At 67.8% G+C, this 23,505-nt stretch carries 26 protein-coding genes; 17 read left to right on the top strand and 9 right to left on the bottom strand.

Translation table 11 applies throughout. The features are described from left to right. Nucleotides 1-41 precede the first annotated feature (41 nt). On the top strand, nucleotides 42-401 hold the full coding sequence (locus tag A5791_RS01920) for an Rv2640c family ArsR-like transcriptional regulator (RefSeq protein WP_067230086.1): 360 nt from the start codon (nucleotides 42-44) through the stop codon (nucleotides 399-401). Between the two features lie 147 nt (nucleotides 402-548). On the opposite strand, the gene A5791_RS01915 is transcribed toward A5791_RS01920, so the two are convergent. Continuing rightward, nucleotides 549-968 carry a nuclear transport factor 2 family protein gene (locus A5791_RS01915; RefSeq protein ID WP_067230083.1) on the bottom strand — a complete coding sequence of 140 codons (420 nt, stop codon included), beginning with the start codon at nucleotides 966-968 and terminating at the stop codon, nucleotides 549-551. 181 nt (nucleotides 969-1,149) lie between these two features. On the opposite strand from A5791_RS01915, the gene A5791_RS01910 reads away from it, so the two are divergent. Genes A5791_RS01910 through A5791_RS01885 form a run of 6 tightly spaced genes read left to right on the top strand, consistent with a single transcriptional unit; the run spans nucleotide 1,150 to nucleotide 6,551 of the window. After that, on the top strand, nucleotides 1,150-2,466 hold the full coding sequence (locus A5791_RS01910; RefSeq protein WP_067230080.1) for an NAD(P)/FAD-dependent oxidoreductase: 1,317 nt from the start codon (nucleotides 1,150-1,152) through the stop codon (nucleotides 2,464-2,466). Further along, nucleotides 2,460-3,173 carry a DUF1365 domain-containing protein gene (locus A5791_RS01905; protein ID WP_067230076.1) on the top strand — a complete coding sequence of 238 codons (714 nt, stop codon included), beginning with the start codon at nucleotides 2,460-2,462 and terminating at the stop codon, nucleotides 3,171-3,173. The genes A5791_RS01910 and A5791_RS01905 overlap by 7 nt, the downstream gene beginning before the upstream one ends. Further along, on the top strand, nucleotides 3,170-4,444 hold the full coding sequence (locus tag A5791_RS01900; protein ID WP_067230170.1) for a class I SAM-dependent methyltransferase: 1,275 nt from the start codon (nucleotides 3,170-3,172) through the stop codon (nucleotides 4,442-4,444). Before A5791_RS01905 ends, A5791_RS01900 begins: the two co-directional genes overlap by 4 nt. Nucleotides 4,445-4,452: 8 nt before the next feature. Continuing rightward, nucleotides 4,453-5,232 (top strand): DUF1295 domain-containing protein, encoded by a 780-nt coding sequence (locus A5791_RS01895; protein ID WP_156660948.1) that lies wholly within the window; start codon nucleotides 4,453-4,455, stop codon nucleotides 5,230-5,232. A 48-nt stretch (nucleotides 5,233-5,280) separates the two neighbouring features. Next, on the top strand, nucleotides 5,281-5,844 hold the full coding sequence (locus A5791_RS01890) for a sigma-70 family RNA polymerase sigma factor (RefSeq protein ID WP_067230061.1): 564 nt from the start codon (nucleotides 5,281-5,283) through the stop codon (nucleotides 5,842-5,844). Further along, on the top strand, nucleotides 5,841-6,551 hold the full coding sequence (locus A5791_RS01885; RefSeq protein ID WP_067230056.1) for an anti-sigma factor domain-containing protein: 711 nt from the start codon (nucleotides 5,841-5,843) through the stop codon (nucleotides 6,549-6,551). The genes A5791_RS01890 and A5791_RS01885 overlap by 4 nt, the downstream gene beginning before the upstream one ends. Here the strand turns inward: A5791_RS01885 and A5791_RS01880 are convergent. From A5791_RS01880 to A5791_RS01870, 3 genes are read right to left on the bottom strand one after another with little or no spacing between them, the layout of a single operon-like run. After that, nucleotides 6,543-7,397, bottom strand: coding sequence for a hypothetical protein (locus A5791_RS01880; protein ID WP_067230052.1), 855 nt, complete (start codon nucleotides 7,395-7,397; stop codon nucleotides 6,543-6,545). The genes A5791_RS01885 and A5791_RS01880 overlap by 9 nt on opposite strands. 9 nt (nucleotides 7,398-7,406) lie before the next feature. Continuing rightward, on the bottom strand, nucleotides 7,407-7,937 hold the full coding sequence (locus A5791_RS01875) for a mycothiol transferase (RefSeq protein ID WP_067230049.1): 531 nt from the start codon (nucleotides 7,935-7,937) through the stop codon (nucleotides 7,407-7,409). 10 nt (nucleotides 7,938-7,947) lie between these two features. Continuing rightward, complete coding sequence (locus A5791_RS01870; RefSeq protein ID WP_067230167.1) at nucleotides 7,948-8,325, bottom strand: VOC family protein; 378 nt, start codon at nucleotides 8,323-8,325, stop codon at nucleotides 7,948-7,950. 130 nt (nucleotides 8,326-8,455) lie between these two features. Between A5791_RS01870 and A5791_RS01865 the strand changes: the two genes are divergently transcribed. The 3 genes from A5791_RS01865 to A5791_RS01855 are packed head-to-tail and all read left to right on the top strand — an operon-like array spanning nucleotide 8,456 to nucleotide 11,615. Then, nucleotides 8,456-10,192: an amidohydrolase family protein gene (locus A5791_RS01865; RefSeq protein WP_067230045.1), complete on the top strand. Its 1,737-nt coding sequence runs from the start codon at nucleotides 8,456-8,458 to the stop codon at nucleotides 10,190-10,192. A 40-nt stretch (nucleotides 10,193-10,232) separates the two neighbouring features. Further along, nucleotides 10,233-11,174 (top strand): PPE family protein, encoded by a 942-nt coding sequence (locus A5791_RS01860; protein ID WP_082966681.1) that lies wholly within the window; start codon nucleotides 10,233-10,235, stop codon nucleotides 11,172-11,174. Between the two features lie 18 nt (nucleotides 11,175-11,192). After that, on the top strand, nucleotides 11,193-11,615 hold the full coding sequence (locus A5791_RS01855) for a hypothetical protein (protein WP_067230039.1): 423 nt from the start codon (nucleotides 11,193-11,195) through the stop codon (nucleotides 11,613-11,615). A 275-nt stretch (nucleotides 11,616-11,890) separates the two neighbouring features. On the opposite strand, the gene groL is transcribed toward A5791_RS01855, so the two are convergent. Further along, nucleotides 11,891-13,516: a chaperonin GroEL gene (groL, locus tag A5791_RS01850; protein ID WP_067230035.1), complete on the bottom strand. Its 1,626-nt coding sequence runs from the start codon at nucleotides 13,514-13,516 to the stop codon at nucleotides 11,891-11,893. A gap of 211 nt (nucleotides 13,517-13,727) precedes the next feature. Next, nucleotides 13,728-14,441, bottom strand: a complete 714-nt coding sequence (locus tag A5791_RS01845) for a M24 family metallopeptidase (RefSeq protein WP_067230032.1) — start codon at nucleotides 14,439-14,441, stop codon at nucleotides 13,728-13,730. Nucleotides 14,442-14,474: 33 nt separating this feature from the next. Here A5791_RS01845 and A5791_RS01840 point away from each other — a divergent pair, with 33 nt between their 5' ends. After that, nucleotides 14,475-14,969 (top strand): cupin domain-containing protein, encoded by a 495-nt coding sequence (locus A5791_RS01840; RefSeq protein ID WP_067230029.1) that lies wholly within the window; start codon nucleotides 14,475-14,477, stop codon nucleotides 14,967-14,969. Between the two features lie 93 nt (nucleotides 14,970-15,062). Continuing rightward, entirely contained in the window at nucleotides 15,063-16,268 is a 1,206-nt protein-coding gene (glp, locus tag A5791_RS01835; protein WP_067230025.1) for a gephyrin-like molybdotransferase Glp, read from the top strand. Here the strand turns inward: glp and A5791_RS01830 are convergent. Beyond that, on the bottom strand, nucleotides 16,241-17,437 hold the full coding sequence (locus A5791_RS01830; RefSeq protein WP_067230022.1) for an MFS transporter: 1,197 nt from the start codon (nucleotides 17,435-17,437) through the stop codon (nucleotides 16,241-16,243). The genes glp and A5791_RS01830 overlap by 28 nt on opposite strands. A gap of 170 nt (nucleotides 17,438-17,607) precedes the next feature. On the opposite strand from A5791_RS01830, the gene A5791_RS01825 reads away from it, so the two are divergent. Genes A5791_RS01825 through A5791_RS01815 form a run of 3 tightly spaced genes read left to right on the top strand, consistent with a single transcriptional unit; the run spans nucleotide 17,608 to nucleotide 21,406 of the window. Then, complete coding sequence (locus A5791_RS01825; protein WP_067230018.1) at nucleotides 17,608-18,315, top strand: phosphatidylserine decarboxylase; 708 nt, start codon at nucleotides 17,608-17,610, stop codon at nucleotides 18,313-18,315. Next, entirely contained in the window at nucleotides 18,312-19,214 is a 903-nt protein-coding gene (pssA, locus tag A5791_RS01820; RefSeq protein WP_067230014.1) for a CDP-diacylglycerol--serine O-phosphatidyltransferase, read from the top strand. The genes A5791_RS01825 and pssA overlap by 4 nt, the downstream gene beginning before the upstream one ends. Further along, nucleotides 19,211-21,406 (top strand): AAA family ATPase, encoded by a 2,196-nt coding sequence (locus A5791_RS01815; protein WP_067230011.1) that lies wholly within the window; start codon nucleotides 19,211-19,213, stop codon nucleotides 21,404-21,406. Before pssA ends, A5791_RS01815 begins: the two co-directional genes overlap by 4 nt. Here the strand turns inward: A5791_RS01815 and A5791_RS01810 are convergent. Then, nucleotides 21,380-21,976 carry a TetR/AcrR family transcriptional regulator gene (locus A5791_RS01810; RefSeq protein ID WP_067230006.1) on the bottom strand — a complete coding sequence of 199 codons (597 nt, stop codon included), beginning with the start codon at nucleotides 21,974-21,976 and terminating at the stop codon, nucleotides 21,380-21,382. The two genes, A5791_RS01815 and A5791_RS01810, sit on opposite strands and share 27 nt — an antisense overlap. 21 nt (nucleotides 21,977-21,997) lie before the next feature. Here A5791_RS01810 and A5791_RS01805 point away from each other — a divergent pair, with 21 nt between their 5' ends. After that, nucleotides 21,998-22,387 (top strand): hypothetical protein, encoded by a 390-nt coding sequence (locus A5791_RS01805; protein ID WP_067230002.1) that lies wholly within the window; start codon nucleotides 21,998-22,000, stop codon nucleotides 22,385-22,387. Beyond that, complete coding sequence (locus A5791_RS01800; protein ID WP_231995767.1) at nucleotides 22,384-22,953, top strand: hypothetical protein; 570 nt, start codon at nucleotides 22,384-22,386, stop codon at nucleotides 22,951-22,953. Before A5791_RS01805 ends, A5791_RS01800 begins: the two co-directional genes overlap by 4 nt. On the opposite strand, the gene A5791_RS01795 is transcribed toward A5791_RS01800, so the two are convergent. Further along, a complete protein-coding gene (locus A5791_RS01795) occupies nucleotides 22,861-23,505 on the bottom strand; it encodes an LON peptidase substrate-binding domain-containing protein (protein WP_067229999.1) in 645 nt (214 codons plus the stop codon). The two genes, A5791_RS01800 and A5791_RS01795, sit on opposite strands and share 93 nt — an antisense overlap.

Genomic DNA, 23,505 nt, shown 5'->3' with positions numbered 1-23,505 from the left:
ACCTTTCCGATATATGTCAATCTTTGTGGCAGGATGGTGTGATGCCCAAAGCGTTGCCGGTGATCGACACGAGTGCGCCAGTCTGTTGCGCCCCGATGGCCTCGGGTCCGATGAGCGATGAGGACGCGTTGCAGGTCGCATTGCGTCTCAAGGCCCTGGCAGATCCGATGCGGGTCAAGATCGTGTCGTATCTGTTCAGTTCCTCCACAGGCGAGGAGATCTCGGGAGAGCTTGCGGCGGTGTTGCAACTTAGCGAGTCAACGGTCAGCCATCATCTGAACCAGCTGCGTAAGGCGGGGCTCATAACCTCGAGCCGGCGCGGGATGAACGTGTTCCATCGGGTCCGTCCGGACGCGTTGCAGGCGTTGTGTGCCGCGTTGGACCCGAACTGTTGCTCCTAGCAATCCGGTTCTTTCCCCGGCACATAGCCGCTTGCAAATCCATGTCACCAAACCCTAAGGCGCACAATGCTTCCCGTCAGTAATGCGGCGTGGCACGCGTACGCACCTGGGCCGGTCAGGTCAAGGCGTCGAATTGCCCGCGCCGTCTCAGGTGGCGGACGCCCCCATCGCTGCCGCGATCGTGGCCAGTTCGTCGGGCTCCGAGCCTGCGAAGGGGTGATCGATGACGTAGAGCCAACCTCCACTAGATTGACGCTGCGCTACCTCAGCGGCTACCGACGAAATCTGTGCTCCGCCAACCTCGAACGTCCATTCGTTGCTCAGCACAGCAAGCTCGCCTGCTGGGATCGCAAATCGAGTGCGCAACGTGATATGCCCGTTCATCGCGAGCAGACCCAACCACTGCTCACGGATGGCAGATAATCCCGTGGCGACGGATCCGTCTACGAGGACCATGCTGGCGTCCTCGGCGTATAACGCCATGAGTCCGTCGATATCCCGGTTGTTCACCCCCGCTTCGACCGCCGGGTGAATGGCGGAAAGTTCGATGCCTGGTTTCATCAGCATCCCTTTCGAGTCCACCTTCCGACGACAGAGCCTATCGACCTCACCAGCGCGGAGTCGAGCGATTGATTCGACTGCGTCGGTCCAGACCGCGTAGGGGACTGTATGCCTGCAGACGAAATTCATGTGGTCGATGCAACTGAAGAATCTCCGTCCACCCGCCCAGCCGCTCCGAATAAGTGATGTGCAGCAGGAGTTCGGACGCTCGATAGCGGTAATCGGTAGCGGCGTGGCCGGCCTGACCGCCGCCTACCTCGTGTCCGGCGGGGATCGGGCCGCCCGAGTCACCCTGTACGAGGCCGACGTTCGGCTCGGCGGCCACGCGCACACCCACTTCGTCAATGACAGCGACGGCAGTGTGGTGGCGGTCGACTCGGCCTTTCTGGTGCACAACGACCGGACGTATCCGACGCTCTGCCGGTTGTTCGGTGAACTCGGCATCGCCACCCAGGAATCCGAGATGTCGATGTCGGTGCGGGCGGACGATATCGGACTCGAATACGCCGGCGCGCTCGGCGCCCGCGGGCTGTTCGCATGCCCGCAGTCGCTGCGCCCGCGCTATCTGCTGATGCTCACCGAGATCATCCGCTTCCACCGTGCCGCGCTCCGGATGCTGGCCGACGATGCCGGCGACCACCTGGAAACGCTGGAAACCTTTCTGCAGCGCCACGGCTTCTCGTCATACTTCGTCGACTACTTCATCACGCCGCTGGTGGCCGCGGTGTGGTCGTGCGCAGGCGACACCGCGTTGCGCTATCCCGCCCGGTACCTGTTCGTCTTCCTCCACCATCACGGCATGCTGTCGGTTTTCGGCTCGCCGACGTGGCGCACCGTGACAGGCGGATCGGCAAATTACGTGCAGGCCATCGCCTCTCGGCTCGACGAGGTGGCGACCGGAACGCCCGTGCACCGGCTGCGCCGTACGCCGGACGGCGTGCTGGTGCAAGCGGGCGGTAACCCGCCGCGGCTTTTCGACGCGGCCGTCGTCGCCGTCCATCCCGACCAGGCGCTGCTATTGCTCGACAAGCCGACCGCCCGGGAGCGCCACGTGCTGGGCTCGATCACCTATTCGACCAACCGCGCCCAGCTGCATACCGACGAATCGGTGTTGCCCCGCCGTCGCCGCGCCCGCGCGTCGTGGAACTACCTGGTGGCTCCGGGCAGCGACCATGTGGTGGTCAGCTACGACGTCAGCAGGCTGATGCGGCTGCGAGGCCAGCGCCGGTATCTGGTCACACTCGGCGGTGAAGACCGCGTGGACCCTCGATCGGTGATCGCCGAGATGACCTACAGCCACCCGCTGTACACACCGGAATCGGTTGCCGCGCAAAGCGCTTTGCCGACGCTGGATGACGACAGGGTGGTGTTCGCCGGCGCGTACCACGGCTGGGGCTTCCACGAGGACGGTGCCGCATCGGGACTGCGCGCAGCACGGCGGCTGGGCGCCGACTGGCCGGCGCCGGCCAAGCCGCGCGATCGCGAGGCGGTGGTCAGATGCTGACGCCGACGCCGTCGATCTACCGGACCACGATCACCCATTCCCGACGGGTGCCGGTGCACCATTCGTTCGAATACCGAAGCTACAGCTGGTATTTCGATATCGACGAACCGCCCCGGCTGCCCTGGTGGCTGCGACCCTTCGCACGATTTCGCGCCGACGACCACTTGTTCGGCGCCCCGGGAAGCTCGCTACGAGACCGGCTGGAGGCGTTTTTCGCCGAGCATGACCTAGCCGCTCCCGACGGCCGCATCACCGCGCTGCTGCAAGCCCGCGTCGCCGGTTATGTTTTCAACCCGTTGAGCGTTTTTTGGTGTCACGACCGCGAAGGCGTGTTGCGGCATGTGATCGCCGAGGTGCACAACACCTACGGCCAGCGCCACGCCTACCTGTTGCCGCCGGCCGAACTGCCCGTGCTGACGACGAAGACCTTCTATGTCTCGCCGTTCAATCCGGTGGACGGCCACTACCGGGTGTGTGCACCACGTCCCGACAGCGAAGTCGACATCACCGTGTCGCTGCACGGCGGCTACGACGCGGGGATTCCAAAGTTCGTGGCGAATATGCGCGGTGAGCGACGGCCGGCAACCACCAGAGAGGTCGCCGTCATGCAGCTCGTATCGCCGTTGGCGCCGTGGCTGGTGGCCGCGAGGATCCGGATCCAGGGGCTCAAGTTGTGGTGGCGCGGAGTGCCGGTGGTGCCGCGATGAGCGTCGAGACATTCCGAAAGCCTTCAGCGGCAATAGATCCGATGCGGTGGCCGGCACTTGCGAGGGTCCCGTCGGGTCCGATTGCGGCCGCGTCGGCGGTGGTCGCCGAAGGGCTGCTGCGCCGCGCTGCGGCCCGGCTACCGATGCGGCTGATCTACCCCGACGGCACGGTGATGGGCGCGGCGGATCCGACACTCCCGGCCCTCTTCCTGCACCGGCCGGACGCGCTGGCGCGCCGGCTGGGACGGCACGGCCTGATCGGCTTCGGCGAGTCCTACATGGCCGGCGAATGGTCGTCGAATGATCTCGCCGGGCTGCTGACGGTGCTGGCGCAGTCGGTCACCGACCTGGTACCGAGCGCGCTGCAACGGCTGCGGCCACTCGGTCCGGCCTTCCGCCCTCGCTGGCGAGGGACCGACCGCGAGCAGGCGCGACGTGACGTCGCCCAGCACTACGACCTGTCCAACGAGCTGTTCGCCGAGTTCCTCGACGAGACCATGACGTACTCGAGCGCGCTGTTCACCCAGATGCCGGCCGCATGGCCGGATTTGGCTGCGGCACAACGGCGCAAGATCGACCGGCTGCTGGACCTCGCCTTGGTCCGGCCGGGCAGCCAGGTGCTGGAGATCGGCACCGGATGGGGCGAACTGTGCATCCGCGCGGCCGCCCGTGGGGCCCGCGTCCGCTCGGTGACGCTGTCGGTGGAGCAGCAGCGGCTGGCCCGCCGGCGGGTCGCCGCGGCCGGTCTGTCCCACCTAGTGCAGATCGACCTGTGCGACTACCGCGACATCGGGGCCGGCGATTTTGACGCAGTGCTCTCGGTCGAGATGATCGAAGCCGTGGGATACCACTCGTGGCCGCAGTATCTCGCCGCGCTGGAGCGGCTGGTTCGCCTGGGCGGCCGGGTCGCGATCCAGGCAATCACCATGTCGCACGCACGGATGCTGGCCACTCGTCACACGCACACCTGGATCCAGAAGTACATCTTCCCCGGCGGACTGCTACCGTCCACCCAGGCCATTGCCGGCATCACCGAGCGGCGCACCGCTTTGCGCACGGTCGACATGGCCTCGCTGCGCCCGCACTACGCCGAAACTCTGCGACTCTGGCGGGAGCGGTTCGCGCAGCGCCGAAACGAGTTGGCGCAGTTGGGCTTCGACGAGGTGTTCGGGCGCATGTGGGAGCTTTACCTGGCTCATTCTGAGGCGGGTTTCCGGTCGGGCTATCTGGACGTCTACCAGTGGACGTTTGTGCGGGGGGTCGAGCCATGAACTTCGTGATCGTCTCGGCCGCTTCGGCTTTGGCTCTCGCCGTGGTGCATTCGGTGACGTTCCTGATCGGTAGGCGGATCGGCCGCTACAACGTCGTCGACGTGGCATGGGGCCTAGGTTTCGTCGTTGTCGCCGCCGTCGCCGCCCTGCTCGGCCACGGCGACCCCACCCGACGGTGGCTCCTACTGGCCCTCGTGGCGATCTGGGCCTTGCGGCTGAGTTGGCACATACAGCGCAAGACCGTCGGGAAGGGCGAGGATCGCCGCTACGCCGACCTGCTTCGCGATGCGTCCCCCGTCCAGGTTGTCCGCAAGGTCTTCCTGTTGCAGGGCTTTCTGGGCTGGTTCATCTCGTTGCCGCTGCAGCTATCGGCCACTTCGGGGTCCGCCGCACCGACGCCCAAGCCGTTACTGCCCGTCACCGCGCTCGGCGTGGCGGTATGGCTGCTCGGCTTCACCTTCGAGGCCGTCGGCGATCGACAGCTCAAGACATTCAAGTCCGACCCGCAGAATCGCGGCGCCATCATGGACCGCGGGCTGTGGGCCTGGACCCGCCACCCCAACTACTTCGGCGACGCCTGCGTCTGGTGGGGGCTGTGGCTGGTTAGCCTCAACGGCTGGTTGGCATTGGCCACGGTGGGCTCACCGCTGGTGATGACTTACTTCTTGGTGCACGTCAGCGGCGCCAGGCTGACCGAGCGGTACATGCGGGACCGGCCGGGGTTCGCCGAATACCGGAAGCGGACACCGTATTTCGTGCCCTGGCCGCCACGAACGGGAAAACCGTGATGAACAGATTGCCCCCCGTGACTCTGGCTGACGATAGGCTACCGATCGATGACCGGACCGTCAGGGCTGAGCGGCGACCTGGACGCCTTGCTGCGCAAGGTTGCCGGCGGCGACCGCGACGCCTTCGCCACGGTCTACGACCTCACCAAATCCCGGGTGTACGGATTGGTGATCCGGGTGTTGCGTGACGCCGGCTATAGCGAGGAAACCACCCAGGAGATCTATCTCGAGGTGTGGCGGACAGCGTCGGAATACGACTCGGCCAAGGGATCCGCGCTCGCGTGGCTGCTGACCATGGCGCACCGGCGCGCGGTCGACCGGGTGCGTGCCGAGCAAGCCGGCACCAAGCGAGAAGGACGCTATGGCGCCGCCACCGTGGAGACCGCCGGCGACGTCGTCGCCGACTCGGCGATCGCCAGCGACGAGCGGCGCCGGGTGACCCGATGCCTCGAGGGCTTGACCGAAGCGCAGCGCGAGTGCATCGAGCTGGCGTATTACGGCGGGTTGACGTATGCCGAGGTGTCGCAGCGGCTGGCCGCCAACCTGTCGACGATAAAATCCCGCATGCGTGACGCGCTGCGCGGCCTGCGCAATTGTCTGGACGTGTCATGACCGGCCCGAACGAATCCGAACTGCTCGACCTGGCCACGCCCTATGCGCTGGATGCGCTGACCGACGAGGAAAAAGCCGACATCGATCGCCGGGTCGCGGCATCTGCCGTCGCGGCTGAATTCCGCGACGAAGTGCGGGCGGTGCGCGAGACCATGGCGGTGGTCTCGGCGGGGACGGCCGTCCAACCACCGGCGTATCTACGGGCAGCGGTGCTGGCCCTAACCGCACCCGCCGAACCGACGCAGCTCGAGGCCAGGCGGCAACGACGTTGGCGTACAGCCCTTTTGGCGGCTGCCGCAGCAATCGTAATCGGATTGTCCGCATTCGGTGCCGGCGTGCTGATGCGGCCGCCGCCCCGCCAGACGGTCGCCGAGCAGGTCTTGACGGCGCCGGACGTGCAGACGGTCTCTCGCCCCTTGGGCACCGGGACGGCCACGTTCATGTTCTCCCGCGACCGCAACGCGGGTGTGCTGGTGATGAACAACGTGGCGCCGCCGTCGCCGGGCACCGTGTACCAAATGTGGCTGATGGGCACCAATGGGTCTCCGACGTCGGCGGGAACCATGGGGACCGCCGCCGTTGCACCGTCGACGAGAGCCATGGTTCGCGACATCGGAGCGTCGACGGTGCTGGCGTTCACGGTGGAACCCGGCGCCGGGTCGCCGCAGCCGACCGGCGCGGTGTTGGCGCAGTTGCCCTTAAGCTGACTTCCTGCGCAGGCTGAACACTGCCGCGACAATCACGCCGAGCACCACCAGGGTGGCCCCGGCCAGCAGTGTCAGGTTGAGCCATTCATGCAGGCTGGACTTGGCATAGCGGACCATCACGTCACCCACAGTGCGGAAATCGCCGGTCGTCCGATTGAGCTCGGTGATGATCCGCCGGTCGGCGAGCTCGATGCCGGTCCATCCGGCAGCGCCGACGAGCAGCACCGAGACGCCGATCCCGGCCAGCGCCCTGCCGCGGCGCCGCGCGGCAACCAGCAGCAGAAAGCCGCACAGGGCGCTCATGGCCGCCGCGCCCATGCTGGCCCAGGGACCCCAGGTGGCGAGCCAGCTGAGCTGGCCCTGCCGCAACGACTGCGTCGTCGAAGGCACCGACACCGTCACAGGAACCGTCAGCTTCGTCGGGACCGTCACGTGGTGACTGGTGAGCATCTGCTGCACCGAGCTCTCGTTGAGCATCGGGGCCAGATCTACCACCCACTCAGGGTCCTGACCGGACTGCGGATTGCTGAACAACCAGTTGTGGGCGACCTTGTTCGCCTCGGCGAACAACGGCGGAAAGGCCGGGCCGGCCGTGAATTTCGCGATCACGTCGTGCACCTGCGAGGTGTCCGCAGTGCCCCCGTGATCGGTGATGAGCCGCATGGCGCGCGTGGTGAGTTCGGCCGCCATGGCGGACTGCAGCGCGGGATCGCCGGCGGCCTTGCGGGCCAGCCTGCCGTAGCCGTCGACGTCGACGATGTTCCTCTGCAACCACGATGCGGGAACCAGCAAGACCAGCGCGGCCGTGGTGGCCAGCCACAACACCACCGTCAGCTTGAGTCGCACGGCAAGGACTTACTGGACGATTCCGCGCACGTAGGCGGCTTGGCCGAGGTGCTGTGCGCAGTCGTCGACGATGCTGACCAGTCGCGCGCTGGCCGTCACCGGTGGGTCCCAATTGGTGTCCACGACGCGGCTCAACTCATCGGCGGTGACGCTGCTGGCGTATTCGAGGCTGAGTTCGTGCACCGCGTGGTAGTAGCCGGACAGCAACTCCGCGGATGCGCGCACCTTCGCGACGTCCTGCGGGCTGTGCCCGTAGCCGGTGTCGTTGCGCGGCAGGTCCAAGCCGAACCGGTCCACCCAGCCGTCGCGGGTCCACACCTGCTCGACGCCGGCGATGTCGGCGAGCTGAATGTCCTGCACCCGGGCGCTGTGCCAAATCAGCCACGCGATGGTGTTGGCCTCGGGGGTGGGCCGGTAGTTTGACACTTCCTCACTCAGACCGTCGGTGAGCTCGTCGACGTGCTCGATCAACCGGGTGAAGGCGTCCCGAAGCAGTTCCTGGGCAGGCGCGTCGGCCACATTCTTTTCGGGGCTGGGCATGAAGGCGACCCTACGCGTGGTGGCAGACCGCCTCCACGTTGTTGCCGTCGGGGTCGCGCACGAAGGCACCGAAATAGCCGGGGTGGTATTCCGGCCAGAACCGCGGCGCATGCAGCGACTCGGCGCCCAGACTCACGGCGGCGTCGTGGAACGCGCGCACCGCATCTTGGTCGGCCGCTTCGAACGCGACGTGCACTTCCCGATTGGGGCCCTGCGCGGTGCCCGCAGCAAGGTCGGCGATCCAGAACGCCGGCTTGCCGTCCCGGCCGTAACCGATGGCCACGCCGAAATCCAGCTGGCGGGAGAAGCCGAGCACGCCCAGCACCGTGTCGTAGAACTCCTGTGATTTCGGGTAATCGGCGCAGTTGATTCCTAGGTGGTCGATCATCAGCGCCACTCCTCCTCATCGCTTCGTCCCCCTCGCCGCTGCGCGGCTGGGGGCGCCCCCACTGCATCGTCGTCGGCGCGCACGTCACCGATCCTGGCATGTCGCACCGACACGGTCGTAGATTAGTTAGATGCGCTATGACCTCCTGATCCGCAATGGCACCATCGTCGACGGGCTGGGAGGTGAGCCGTACGTCGGCGACGTAGCCGTCCAGGACGGCGTCATCAAGGCGGTGGGTCCAACAGACTCCGTCAACGGCGACACCGCCGAGCGGGAGATCGACGCGACCGGTCTGCTGGTCACCCCGGGCTTCGTCGACCTGCACACCCACTACGACGGGCAGGCCATCTGGTCGGACCGGCTGACACCGTCGTCGGCGCACGGGGTGACCACGGTGGTGGTGGGCAACTGCGGAGTCGGCTTCGCGCCGTGCCGACAGGAAGACCACGACGTGCTCGTCGACGTGATGGCGGGGGTGGAGGACATTCCCGGTGTCGTGATGACCGACGGCCTGCCGTGGAACTGGGAGACGTTCCCCGAATTCATGGATGCGCTGGACGCCGGGAAACGCGACATCGACGTGGCCGCCTATCTGCCGCACTCCCCGCTGCGGGTGTACGTGATGGGCCAGCGGGGCGCAAATCGCGAGCCGGCCACCGCCGAAGACCTCGCGACGATGCGCGCGCTCGCCAAGGAGGCGATGGAGGTTGGAGCGCTGGGCTTCGCGTCGTCGCGCCTGCTGATTCACAAGACCGAGAGCGGGGCGCAGATTCCCAGCTATGACGCGGCACGCGAGGAAATCGAGGAGATTGCCCGCGGTGTGGTCGACGGCGGCGGCGGTCTGCTGCAATTTGTGCCCGACATTCCGGCCGGCGGCTACCAGCCCGTGCTGCAGACCGTGTTCGACGTCGCCGAGGACGTCGGGTTGCCGCTCACCTTCACCCTGGTCGTCGCCAACACCGGCGACCCGACCTGGCCGGATGCCATCACGATGGTGGAGAAAGCCAACGCCGCCGGCGGCGATATCACCGCGCAGCTGCTGCCGCGGCCGATCGGGCTGATCATCGGGCTACAGCTGTCCGCCAACCCGTTCGTCCTCTACCCCAGCTACCGCGAGATCGCCCACCTGCCGCTGGCCGAGCGCGTCGCCGAAATGCGCAAGCCCGAAGTGCGCGCCCGCATTCTGGCCGACAAGCCCGGCGTCGGGCACCCGATCCTGTATGTGGCCCAGGCCTGGGATTGGATCTTCCCGCTGGGTGACAACCCCAACTACGAGCCGGACCCCGCGGACAGCATCGGCGCCCGGGCCCGGGCCCGCGGCGTGAACCCGATGGAAGAGGCTTACGACCGGCTGCTCGACGACGACGGTCGCGCCATGCTGCTGGTGGCCACCAGCAACCTGGAGAACAACTCGCTGAACACCGTCGGCGAGCTGCTGCACCGCGACGACGTGGTGCTCGGCCTCGGCGACGGCGGCGCCCACTACGGGATGATCTGCGACGCCAGCTATTCGACGTTCTTCCTGGCGCACTGGGCGCGCGACCGCAAGGCCGGACGCTTCACAGTGCCCGAGGCCGTCCGCGAGCTCACCTCCGTGCCGGCCCGCGTCGCGGGGCTGGCCGATCGCGGGCGCATCGCCGCCGGCTACAAGGCCGACCTCAACGTCATCGACCACGCCGCACTGCGCCTGCACAAGCCGGTGATCAGTCACGACCTGCCGGCCGGTGGCCGTCGGCTGGACCAAACGGCGGAGGGCTACGTCGCGACCGTGGTGTCCGGTCAGGTGATCGCGGAGAACGGCGTGCCGACCGATGCCCGTCCCGGCAGGTTGGTCCGCGGCCGTCAACCCACGCCGGTGTCCGGCTGAAACGGCCACGGCCGAGAGGCTTCCCCGATAGTTTTAGTTGGTGACAAACCCGCATTATGCGTGGTTGCCGCCAGAGATTAATTCGGCACTCATGTTCACCGGCCCGGGCTCCGGGCCGTTGCTTGCCGCGGCCGCGGCGTGGAGCAGTTTGGCCGAGGAGTTGTCGCAGTCCGCGGCGTCGTTCTGGGCTGTCACCTCCGAGCTGGTGAGTGGTTCCTGGCTGGGTGCTTCGTCGGCGGCGATGATGGCCGTCGCGTCTCAATATGCGGCGTGGCTGCGCACCGCGGCGGCGCAGGCCGAAGGTGCGGCGGGACAAGCCACCGCCGTGGCGGGCGAGTTCGAGGCGGCTCTGACGGCCGCCGTGCAGCCTGCGGTGGTGGCCGCCAATCGTGGCCTGGTACGGGTGCTGGCGGCCACGAACTGGCTCGGTCAGAACGCTCCCGCGATCGCGGATGTCGAGGCCGCCTACGAGCAGATGTGGGCGATGGACGTGGCGGCGATGTCGGGTTATCACGCCAACGCGTCGGCGTTGCTCGCGGAACTGCCGTCGTGGGACGAGGTCCTGAAAGAACTCGACTTCGGGAAACTCGGGAACCTAGGGAATGTCGGGCACCTCGGCATCGCCAACACCGCCGGATTCACCGGCGAGCATCCCGTCGGGACCGGCCTGTTGGACAGTGCCAGCATCGGCTTCGGGCACGCCGGCACCGGCGATACGGGTCTCTTGGCCGCGGGTGCCGTCAGCCCGGGCGTCGGCAACACCGGCGCCAACAACCTGGGCTTCTGGAACGCCGGGTTCGGACAAACCGGCTGGATGAACCAGAGCACTCAACACGTGAGCAGCTTGCTCGGCTTCGACAACGTCACGGGCGCCTCGGGCGGCTTGGGCCAGAGCGTGGCCGGCGCGGGTCTGCTCAGCCCCAGCCTGATCAGCACGGTGATTCCCGGCCCGGCCGCCGCCTCCGTCAGCAGCCCGGCCTGATCCGCCTATCCTCGAAAGATGCGTACGAAGAAGAAGGTGGATTTCAAGCGGCTGGCCGCGGCTCTCACCGACTATCCGTTCGCCTACCTGATCACCGTCGATGACGACTACCGCGTGCACACGGTCACGGTCGAGCCGACATTGCGAGATCTGCCCGACAGTGCCGATGGATCCGCGGCGCTCATCGACGTCGGCCTGATCGGGGGCCGCACCCGCGCCAACCTCGCTCAGCGCCGCGACGTGACGTTGCTGTGGCCTCCGCCAGAACCGGGCGGCTACTCGCTGATCGTCGACGGCCACGCCGAGGTTTCCGACGAGGGCGCCGACAGCGTGCGGTGTGGCGTCGTGCCCACCCGCGCGCTGCTGCACCGCGAGGCCGACTCCCCCTCCGCCGCCAAGGGTTGCCTGCACGACTGTGTGGTGTTCAGCGAACCAGCCTGACCACACGTCGTAGATTGCAGGCGCCGAGTGTGGGCCTACGCGTTGGGAGTGAAACCTGGGCTTTGGCAGTGAAACCTGGGCGAAAAAATCGCCGGAAGCCCGCCCTGGCTTCACGCGCAAAGCCGTAACTTCACACGCGACGCCCTGAGCTCACACTCGATGCCGCAACGCCGCAGCCAGGGTGAAGAAATCGAAAGGCCGTGCAACGCGCCACGCTCGCGACGGCGCGAAAAAGCCCGGCCTGCAAGGCAGACCGGGCTTTTTCGCGTGTGGGACTAGAAGTCCATCCCGCCCATGCCGCCGGTCGGGTCGCCCGCGGGAGCGGCCGCCTTCTCCGGCTTGTCGGCGACGACGGCCTCGGTGGTGAGGAACAGACCCGCGATGGACGCCGCGTTCTGCAGCGCCGAACGGGTGACCTTCACCGGGTCCGCGACGCCGGCCTTGAGCAGGTCCTCGTACTCACCGGTGGCGGCGTTCAGGCCGGTGCCGGCGGGCGAGTTGCGGACCTTCTCGGCGACAACGCCGGGCTCCAGCCCGGAGTTGAACGCGATCTGCTTCAGCGGAGCCTCGAGCGCCACCTTGACGATGTTGGCGCCCGTCGCCTCGTCGCCGGACAGGTTCAGCTCGTCCAACGCCGGGGCCGAGTGCAGCAGGGCGACGCCACCACCGGCGACGATGCCCTCCTCGACCGCTGCTTTGGCGTTGCGGACCGCGTCCTCGATGCGGTGCTTGCGCTCCTTGAGCTCGACCTCGGTAGCGGCGCCGGCCTTGATCACCGCAACACCGCCGGCCAGCTTGGCCAGCCGCTCCTGCAGCTTCTCGCGGTCGTAGTCGGAGTCGCTGTTCTCGATCTCTGCGCGGATCTGGGACACCCGCCCGGCGATGGCGTCCGGGTCACCGGCGCCCTCGACGATGGTGGTCTCGTCCTTGGTGATGACCACCTTGCGAGCCTTGCCCAGCAGCGAGGTGTCGGCGTTCTCCAGGGTCAGGCCGACCTCTTCGCTGATCACCTGACCACCGGTGAGGATGGCCATGTCCTGCAGCATCGCCTTGCGCCGGTCACCGAAGCCGGGGGCCTTGACCGCCACCGACTTGAAGGTGCCGCGGATCTTGTTGACGACCAGGGTGCTCAAAGCCTCACCCTCGACGTCCTCGGCGATGATCAGCAGCGGCTTGCCTGCCTGGATGACCTTCTCCAGCAGCGGCAACAGGTCCTTGACCGTCGACACCTTGGAGCTGACCAGCAGGATGAACGGCTCCTCCAGGACGGCTTCCTGACGCTCGGCGTCGGTGACGAAGTAGCCCGAGATGTAGCCCTTGTCGAACCGCATGCCCTCGGTGAGCTCGAGCTGCAGGCCGAAGGTGTTGGACTCCTCGACGGTGATGACGCCCTCGTTGCCGACCTTGTCCATCGCCTCGGCGATCAGGTCGCCGATCGACTGGTCGCCCGCGGAGATCGCTGCCGTGGCCGCGATCTGGTCCTTGGTCTCGACCTCCTTGGCCGACTTGAGCAAGGTCTCGGTGACCTTTTCGACGGCCTTCTCGATGCCCCGCTTGAGGCTGAGCGGGTTGGCGCCGGCCGCGACGTTGCGCAGGCCTTCCTTAACCAGCGCCTGCGCCAGCACCGTGGCCGTCGTCGTGCCGTCGCCGGCAACGTCGTCGGTCTTCTTGGCGACTTCCTTGACCAGCTCGGCACCGATCTTTTCGTACGGGTCCTCCAGCTCGATCTCCTTGGCGATGGACACACCATCGTTGGTGATCGTGGGAGCGCCCCACTTCTTCTCCAGGACGACGTTGCGGCCCTTGGGGCCCAACGTCACCTTTACCGCGTCGGCGAGGCTGTTCAGGCCCCGCTCGAGGCCCCGACGGGCCTCTTCGTCGTACGCAATTGTCTTGGCCATTGCGAAGTGATTCCTCCGGATTGGGAATGAAACTGGGGTCACCGGGTGACGACAACCCCATTACTTACGCTGGCCGGGTGCAGTGCCCGCGACGGACGACCAGAGCTAGTCTCACCGTCCCGACCTAGCACTCACCGGTCGCGAGTGCCAACGTCATTCTTAGCACTCGCCTATGCCGAGTGCAAGAACACCCGGCTCGGCACACCCGGCTTCAGGGCAAGTCGAGCAACTGTTCATAGAAACCGCCGAAGCCGCGGACGCGGTCGACCAGATGGATTTCCAGGATCCAGTGGCAGATTCGGCCGGTCGGGTCCCTGCGCCGCATCGGTTTGTCCGATCCGGGCGTGATGTACCACTCAACCCCGGTGCCGGCGATCTTCTTGTGCGGGAACTCCCCGACCAGATGCCCGGCGATCGAACTGGCGAACTCGAAACCTTCGGCGTGCGTCGCCCGGACGACGAAGTCGAACAATTCAGCGCCGGTGACGTCAGGGTGATCGTCGAAATACTTGCGACCGGCCTGCCACACCCGCGGCAGGGCGTCGCGGACGGCCTTCTTGTCCGGATCGTCGTCCAGAACGAATGTTCGACCGAAGTCCGCCTCCCACTCCTCGAAAATCGGGCCCAGGTCGAGGAAAACGATGTCGCCGTCGGCAATCACCCGGTCCGGCGGACGCTCGTTGAAAGGCTGCAGGGTATTCTCGCCGGCTCGCACGATCCGCCGATGCCAGTGGCGGGTCACTCCGAATATGTCCGCGGCGAGGTCGCGAATATCGTCGGACAACGCCTGCTCCCCTACGCCCGGGCGAATCATGCCGCGCCGTTCGATTTCGTCGAACAACTGCGCCGCCTTCTGCTCGGCGTCGAGGAGCCGTTCCACTCGGACTTTTTCTCGAGCTCGCTCCCTGTCGGTCGCCCTCTGCACCCTCGCGATGCTATCGCCGTCACACTGGGAGATATGTCGCTCGTGGTGCCTTCCTATCCACCGCCCCGCTACACCGGAGACGCCGGCGAAGTCACTGCCCGGCTCAAACGCGCCGACGAGGCGGCCGACTACGAGTTCGGTGGTTCCAAATACCATTACCTGGCCACTCAGCAATCCACCGACGGCGACTTCGGTTTATACCGAGTCGATATCGCTCCGGGTGCCGGCGGACCAGGTCCCCACTTCCACAAGACGATGTCGGAATCGTTCTTCGTGCTGTCCGGAACCATGCGCATGTACGGCGGCCGGGAGTGGGTCGACGCGTCCGCCGGCGACTACCTGTACGTGCCGCCGGGCGGCATCCACGGCTTCCGCAACGACGCCGACGAACCGGCATCGATCCTGATGCTGTTCGCTCCCGGCGGACCGCGCGAAGGCTATTTCGAGGGCATACCCGGATTGGCCGACATGACCGACGACGAGCGCCGCGAGTTCTTCATCCGTCACGACAACTACTGGGTGCAGTAGCAGCCGGTCGCCACGGCGAGCAGACACAAAACCCGGGTGGGTAGATTCACGACCATGACCTCAAACGGCGGCGTGAGCTTCCCGGTCTGACGCATGCGGTCAGTCACCGAACACCAGCGGGTCGTGGCCGAGATGATCCGCGCCCGGCCGGCGATCGCGGTTCCCCTCGCCGAAGCTCAAGGACTGCTGCTGGCCGACGACGTAGTTGCGCCGCTGTCGCTGCCCGTCTTCGACAACTCCGCGATGGACGGATACGCGGTACGCGCCGAGGACATCTCGAGTGCGACACCGGAACAGCCCGTGGTGCTGCCGGTCGCCGAGGACATACCGGCCGGGCGCACCGACGAGCTGACGTTGCGACCCGGCACCGCGCACCGGATCATGACCGGCGCGCCAGTGCCGGCCGGAGCGACGGCCGTCGTGCCGGTCGAAGACACCGACGGCGGTGTGGAGTCGGTGGCGATCCGACAGACCCGTCAGCCCGGCTCGCATATCCGGCGCGCGGGCGAGGACGTCGCTCCGGGCACCACCGTCCTGCGCGCGGGCCAGGTTGTGACGCCGGCGGTGCTCGGGCTGGCCGCGGCGCTGGGAATGGACCGGCTGACGGTGATCCCGCGCCAGCGCGTGCTGGTGATCTCCACCGGCTCGGAGCTGGTGCCGCCAGGCACCCCGCTGCGGCCCGGGCAGATCTACGAGTCCAACTCGATCATGCTGGCCGCGGCGGTCCGCGACGCCGGCGCGGTCGTCGTCGGCGCCCCGACCGCCGGAGACGACGTCGCGCAGTTCAGCGCGATCCTGGACCGACTAGCCCTCGAGGCAGACCTGATCATTACCAGCGGCGGTGTCAGCGCCGGCGCCTACGAGGTGGTCAAGGACGCCTTCGGCCGAGACGGCGATCAAGGGGTCGAGTTCGTCAAGGTCGCGATGCAGCCGGGCATGCCGCAGGGCGTGGGACGGGTGGCCGGAACACCGATCGTCACGCTGCCCGGCAATCCGGTCAGCGCGCAGGTGTCCTTCGAGGTGTTCATCCGTCCCGCGCTGCGCAGGGCGATGGCGCTACCGGATCCGGAGCGGCCGCACCGGCTCGCACTTCTCACCGAGTCGTTGAAGTCGCCGCACGGCAAGCGGCAGTTCCGCCGCGCCGTGTTCGACCCGGCGGCCGGCACTGTCACCAGTTACGGCCCCCCCGCCTCGCACCATCTGCGCTGGCTGGCGTCGGCCAACGGCCTGCTGGACATCCCCGAGGACGTCGTCGAAGTTTCCGCCGGAACTCAGGTGCAGGTCTGGGACCTCAGCTGATCCGCGACGGCCGCATCGCGGTGGAATTCGTCGGCGGCATCGAATGCCCTGGTGCAGCGAATGACGAGTCCGGCGATCGAGATCGTCACCGGAATGATGATCAGCGCCGCCGATAAGCCGACCCGGCCGGCAAGGTGGCCGATCAGCGGCGGACCGAGCAGGTAGCCCAGCCAGCCGGTGCCGGCCACGATCGCGATCGCCGACCCGGCGCTGCTGGCCGAATACGCGGCACTGAACGCGGTTGGCACCAGCAGCGCCACGCCCGCTCCCAAAGTGGCGAATCCGATCACGCTGACCACCGGGTTGGCGGCCGTCAGCGTCACACTCATGCCGACCGCGGCGAGCAGCGCCAGGGCTGGAAGCAAATGACGGCTCGAGACGCGGGAGTGCAGCCGCAGCGCGCCGAACCGGGTCAGCACCATCGTCAGGGTGTATGCCGCGAAGCTCAGCCCGGATACGCCCGGACCGGCACCAACCACCTCGTGCAGATAGTTGGCCGACCAGTCGGTGGCAGCGCCCTCGCACAGGAAGGACGCAAACGAAACCGCCGCGAGGACGGCCACCGTCGGCGTCATCCAAACCCGCTTTCCCCGCTCAGCGTCTGAAGGCCCGGCGGCCGGCGTGGCGTCGGGCAGCAGGTGCCGGGTCAGCGCTCCCACCACAACCAGAACGACAGCGCCAAGCACCGCCAGCTGGGTGGTGAGACCGACGCCGGTGCTGACCGACGCCGCACCGATCACGGCTCCCAGCAACGCACCGAGACTCCACATCCCGTGAAAGCGCGCCATGATCGGAGCTCGAGCGGCCCGCTCGATGGTGGCCGCCTGGGTGTTCATCGCGACGTCGAGCGCGCTTTGGAACATCCCCCACAACGCCAGCGCCAGAAACAGCTGCGGGCCCGATCTGGCTAAACCAACCGTCACCCCGACGCACGCATAGCCGGCGACCGTGACGCGAACCATCCGGTGACTGCCCCAGCGCGGCACCGCCCAATGACACAAGACGGTGGCCACCACCGACCCGACCGGTGCGCCGAACAGCGCGGTTCCCAGCGCCGGGTCGGATAGCCCGAGGTCGGCCTTCACGTGCGGGATATGGGCCGCCCACGACGAAAACACCACGGCGTGGGCGATGAAGGCAGCGGTAACCCCTACCTTCGCGCGGCGCAGGTCTCCGGCGTCGCGACCGAGCCATCGCTGGAAAATTCGTCAGACCTCTCGAATGCGTCAGTTGTACCGCGGCGGCCACCCCCGATCATGCCTGTTCCCCAACCGGCCTCCGGCCAACCAGCCCCATCGACCGGGACACGTCGTGCGCCACGGCTCCGTAAGATGACCGCGTGGCACGACGCCCTCGAAGCCCCTCAGCCGAAAAAGGCCCTGCGCACCTGCTCGACTTGGTGCGCTCCACCGTTCCGCCGGTACATCCGGCCGGGCGGCCGTTCATCGCGGCCGGTTTGGCCGCTGCCCTGGCCGGCCGCCGCCACCCTTGGCTGCGCCGCAGCGGCCTGCTTGCCGCGGCCGCCTGTGCCGGGTTCTTCCGCCATCCGGCGCGGGTGCCGCCCGCCCGTCCCGGCGCCGTGGTCGCACCCGCGGACGGCCTGGTCTGCGTGATCGACTCCGCCGCCCCGCCCGCCGAACTCAGCATGGGCGACGAGCCGTTGCCGCGGGTCAGCATCTTCCTGTCGATATTGGACGCCCACGTGCAGCGCGCCCCGGTCAGCGGCGAGGTGATAGCGGTACAACACCGGCCGGGCCGCTTCGGGTCCGCCGACCTGCCCGCAGCCAGCGCCGACAACGAGCGCACCAGCATCCGGATCCGCACCGCCAGCGGTGCGGAGGTCGTCGCTGTGCAGATCGCCGGACTGGTCGCGCGCCGCATCGTGTGCAACGCGCATATCGGGGACAAGCTGTCGATCGGCGATACCTACGGGCTGATCCGGTTCGGCTCCCGGCTGGACACCTACCTGCCGGCCGGCGCAGAACCGCTGGTCCGGCTTGGGCAGCGCGCGATTGCCGGCGAGACCGTGCTGGCCGAGTTGCCGTGATCGACAAACCCCGCAGCAGACGAGCGGTAAACCTGCAGATCCTGCCCAGCGCCATGACGGTGCTGTCCGTCTGCGCCGGGTTGACCTCGATCCGGTTCGCGCTGGAACACCAGCCGGTGCCCGCGATGGTGCTGATCGCCGCGGCTGCCATCCTGGACGGACTCGACGGCCGGGTGGCCCGCATCCTGGACGCCCAATCGCGAATGGGCGCCGAAATCGACTCCCTTGCCGACGCGGTGAACTTCGGCGTGGCACCGGCGCTGGTGCTCTACGTGTCGTCACTGTCGAAGTGGCCGATCGGCTGGGTGGTGGTGCTGCTCTACGCCGTGTGCGTCGTGTTACGGCTGGCCCGGTTCAACGCCCTACTGGACGACGGAACCCTGCCCCCCTATGCGCACGAATACTTCGTCGGGATGCCCGCCCCGGCAGGTGCCGTCTCGCTGATCGGCTTGATGGGTCTCAAGCTGGAGTTCCATGACGGCTGGTGGACGTCGGTGTGGTTCATGTGCATCTGGGTGACGGGGACGTCGATACTACTGGTCAGCGGGATCCCGATGAGAAAAATGCATGCCGTGCGGGTGCCGCCGAACTACGCGGCCGCACTGTTGGCGGGGCTGGCGATCGTCGCGGCCGCCGCGGTCTGGCAGCCCTTCATCACGATCTGGGTGATCATCATCGCCTACCTGTGCCACGTGCCGTTCGCGATCCGCACCAAGCGCTGGCTCGACCAACACCCTGAGGTCTGGGACGACAAACCCAAGGAACGACGCGCTGTGCGGCGCGCGAACCGCCGGGCCCAGCCGCACCGCCGGTCGATGGCGCGGCTGGGGCTGCGCAAGCCGAGCGGACGCTCGATGGCGCGGCTGGGTCTGCGCAAGCCGGGTGGACGACTGCAGTGACTTCCCCGACCTCGTCCCGATCCAGGGACCCGGGCCGCCAGTTGACACTCACCGCCCGGTTGAACACCTCCGCGGTCGACTCGCGCCGCGGCGTGGTCCGGTTGCACCCGAGTGCCGTTGTCGCCCTTGGCATTCGGGAGTGGGACGCGGTGTCGCTGACCGGGTCGCGGACCACTGCTGCGGTGGCCGGGATGTCCGGTGCGGACATCCCGGTCGGCACGGTGTTGCTCGACGACGTGACGCTGTCCAACGCCGGGCTGCGGGAGGGCACCGCGGTGATCGTCAGCCCGGTGGTGGTCTACGGCGCGCGGTCGGTGACGTTGAGCGGATCCGCCCTGGCCGCCCAGTCGATCTCGTCGTTCACCCTGCGGCAGGCCCTACTCGGCAAGGTGATGACCGTCGGTGACGCCGTGTCGCTGCTGCCGCGCGACCTCGGCCCGGGCACTTCCACGTCGGCCGCCACCCGTGCGCTGGCGGCGTCGGTCGGGATCAGCTGGACATCAGAGCTGCTGACCGTTACCGGCGTCGACCCCGCCGGACCGGTCAGCGTGCAACCCAACACATTGGTCACCTGGGGCACCGGCGTTGCGGGGGCCCCACAAGCCGCCACCACCCAAATCGCCAGTCCGGAAATCCAGGTCGAGGAGCTCAAGGGCGCTCAGCCGCAAGCCGCCAAGCTCACCGAATGGCTCAAGCTGGCGCTCGACGAGCCGCACCTGCTCAAGACGCTGGGCGCGGGCACGAACCTGGGCGTGCTGGTGTCCGGCCCGGCCGGCGTCGGCAAGGTGACGCTGGTGCGTGCGGTGTGCGCCGGCCGCAGGCTGGTAGAGCTGGACGGCCCGGAGGCCGGCGCGCTGGCCGCCGAGGACCGGTTCAAGGCCGTGACGTCCGCGGTGAATGCGGTCCGCAGTGACGGTTTGCACGGCGGCGGGGTCCTGCTGATCACCGACGTCGACGCGCTGCTGCCCGCGACGGCCGAGCCGGTGGCCGCGCTGATCCTGGCCGAGCTTCGCACGGCGGTGGCCACTGACGGGGTCGCGCTGATCGCCACCTCCGCGCGGCCGGACCACATCGATCCGCGCCTGCGTTCACCCGAGCTGTGCGACCGGGAGCTCAGCCTGCCGCTCCCCGACGCCGGAACCCGAAAGGCACTGCTGGAGGCGCTGCTCAAGCCGGTGCCCACCGGCGAGCTGGATCTCGACGAGATTGCCAGTCGCACACCGGGTTTCGTCGTCGCCGACCTGGCCGCGCTGTTGCGTGAGGGGGCACTGCGGGCGGCGGCGCGGGCCAGCGCCGACGGCCAGCCACCCGCCCTGAGCCAAGCCGACCTGCTCGGCGCGCTGACCGTCATCCGGCCGCTGTCGCGTTCGGCCGGCGAAGAGATCAGCGTGGGAAACGTGACGCTCGACGACGTCGGCAACATGGCGGATGCGAAGCAGGCCCTGACCGAGGCGGTGCTGTGGCCGTTGCAACATCCGGACACCTTCGCCCGCTTGGGTGTCGACCCGCCACGCGGGGTGCTGCTGTACGGGCCGCCCGGGTGCGGCAAGACGTTCGTGGTCCGCGCGCTGGCCAGCACCGGACAGCTGAGCGTGCATGCGGTCAAAGGCTCCGAGCTGATGGACAAATGGGTGGGCTCCTCTGAGAAGGCGGTGCGGGAATTGTTTCGGCGGGCCCGCGATTCGGCGCCGTCGCTGGTGTTCCTCGACGAGGTGGACGCCCTGGCGCCACGGCGTGGCCAGAGCTTCGACTCCGGCGTGACCGATCGCGTGGTGGCCGCACTGCTGACCGAACTCGACGGCATCGACCCGCTGCGCGACGTCGTCGTGCTGGGCGCGACCAACCGGCCCGATTTGATCGATCCGGCGCTGCTGCGGCCGGGCCGGCTGGAGCGGCTGGTGTTCGTCGAGCCACCGGACGCCGAAGCCCGCCGTGAAATCCTGCGGACCGCAGGCAAATCGATTCCGCTCAGCTCCGACGTCGACCTCGACGAGGTGGCCGCCGGGCTGGACGGCTACAGCGGCGCCGACTGCGTGGCTTTGCTGCGGGAGGCCGCTCTGACCGCGATGCGGCGGTCCATCGAAGCCGCCGACGTGACCGCCGCCGATATGCAAGCGGCCCGCGCGACGGTGCGGCCGTCCTTGGATCCGCTGCAGGTGGATTCGCTACGCACGTTCGCCAAAGCTCTGTAACGCCCCGCGGACGGCGGCCGCGACGTCAGTCTCCAGCCAATCGGGCATCCGCTCGTCGTGGGCGTGACGCCGCACGACCGCGTAGGGCAGATCGGCCACGGCCCTGCTGACCGCGTCGACCGCGCGTGAATCGTTGCGGCCGTAGAGGTTTTCGGCCAACTCGCGCAGCCGCTCGATCAGCGGGGCGTTCATGGCGGCGATGGTCTTTTGGAACGACGCGTCGGATTGGCCGTCGCGCAGGTCGTCGGGCCGGATGGTCAACAGCAGCCGCGCGTCGTCGGGGAGCTCGCGCGCGAAGCTGATCGCCGCGACGGCCATGGCCGTCGCGGTGTCCAGCGGGTCGTCGGCCTCGGCGGCGAGCGCGCGCGACTGGAAGCGCTCGAGCGCGCGCAGCCAGGCGGCGGTCACCACGCCGTCGCGATTGCCGAACCGGTGATACAGCGTGCCGGCCGGCGCGCCGCTGGCCTTGGCGATCGCCGCCACACTCGCCGCGCGCGGCCCGTGCGCCAGCACCAGGTCGCGCGTTGCGTCGAGGATCACATCGGTCTCATGCTTCCGCGGAGGTGCCACGATCTAGTACAGTCCTTTTATATGGAACGATTGCCCTATATCGATGAGCATGCTATCTCAATCAACGCCTCCGCCGGGGAAGTGTGGCCGGCGCTGCTGCGCGTGATGTGCCGCGATCCGCAGGATCCGTCGACCGTGCCGTTCGGCTTCGTGCTCGACGAGGCGACGGAGCCGCGACGACTGGCCCTGAAGGGCCGGCATCCGTTCGCGATCTACCGGTGGGTGTTCGAGCTGGACGCCGAGGGAGACGGCACCCGGCTGCGGGCACTGACCTGGGCCGCCTTTCCGGGGCTGCACGGCAAGATCTACCGCGCTCTCGTCATCGGCTCCGGCGGGCACCGTGTCGCCGTGCGCTGGACGTTGAAAAGGGTTGCGGCACAAGCCGGCCGGCGACAGGCGGCGGTCGGATGATCCCCGGTGCCGCCTGGGGCACGCGACCGCCGGAGCAAACCATGTCGCTGCCCTGCGACGCGCTGTGTCCATCCGGCGGCGTCCAGGCGGACCGTGCGATCAGCATCGACGCGCCGCCGCGGATCGTGTTCGCCTGGCTGTGCCAGCTGCGCGTCGCGCCCTACAGCTACGACATCCTGGACAATTTCGGCCGCCGCAGTCCTCGGCGCCGCGACCCCGAATTGGTTCACCTTGAAGTCGGACAACGCTTCATGACGTTGTTCGCGTTGCATTCGTTCGTTGACGACGAGCACATCACCCTGCGCGCCAAGGGCGTGGCCGTGACCTACGCCGTTCGACCTGAGGGCGCCGGTTCGCGGCTACACGCGCGGGTGTGGTTCGCCGGGCCTCGACTGTTCGGTCGCATACTCGCGCTTGGCGACCTAGTGATGATGCGGAAGCAATTGCTGACCCTGAAGTCCCTTGCCGAGCAGCTATTCGGAGAGCTGGAACTCGACCATCGCGGCCACCGAATCGACGGCTTCAGTCAGAGCGACCAGCCGGTCGGCAGCAGACGGCGCCGATAGCACCGCATAGCGGTCGGCCGCACCCATCGGGATACGGGACGCCAGCGCGAACAATCGCTCCCCCGCGTCGTCGCGGTCGACGTCGCCGTAGTCCAGCACCACGTCGCGGCCCGGCAACTGCGTACCGCGGGCAGTCGCGATCCGCTCGAACAACGCCATCACCCGGTCTTCAAGCTCCACGATTTGGGCTTCAATCACGGGATCGCCGGACTCGTCCGGCCAGGGCTCCACCGTCGCACGCGGGTAGGGATCGTCGGGCAGCCAGTCGAGCACCCGAATCCGCTCGCCGGTCCGGCAATCCAATGCGTACCGGCCCGCGCCATGCTCGACACATGCGGCGATGCGGGCGAGCACTCCGACGTCGCAACGCTCGTCACCGCCACCCACCTCACGGCCGGCCGAGATCAGCACCACACCGAACGGCTCTTCGGTCCCGAGGCAGTGCTGGACCAACGCGCTGTAACGCGGCTCGAAGATGCGCAACGGCAGATCCTGGTTCGGCAGCAACGCCGTTTCCAGCGGAAACATCGCGCGCTCACAGGCTTCCGCCAT

The sequence above is a fragment of the Mycobacterium sp. 852002-51163_SCH5372311 genome, from assembly GCF_001667115.1.
In the GTDB taxonomy this organism is placed as follows: Bacteria; Actinomycetota; Actinomycetes; order Mycobacteriales; family Mycobacteriaceae; genus Mycobacterium.
Note: the sequence above shows the minus strand (reverse complement) of the source record. Positions and strands in the feature narration are given on the sequence as shown.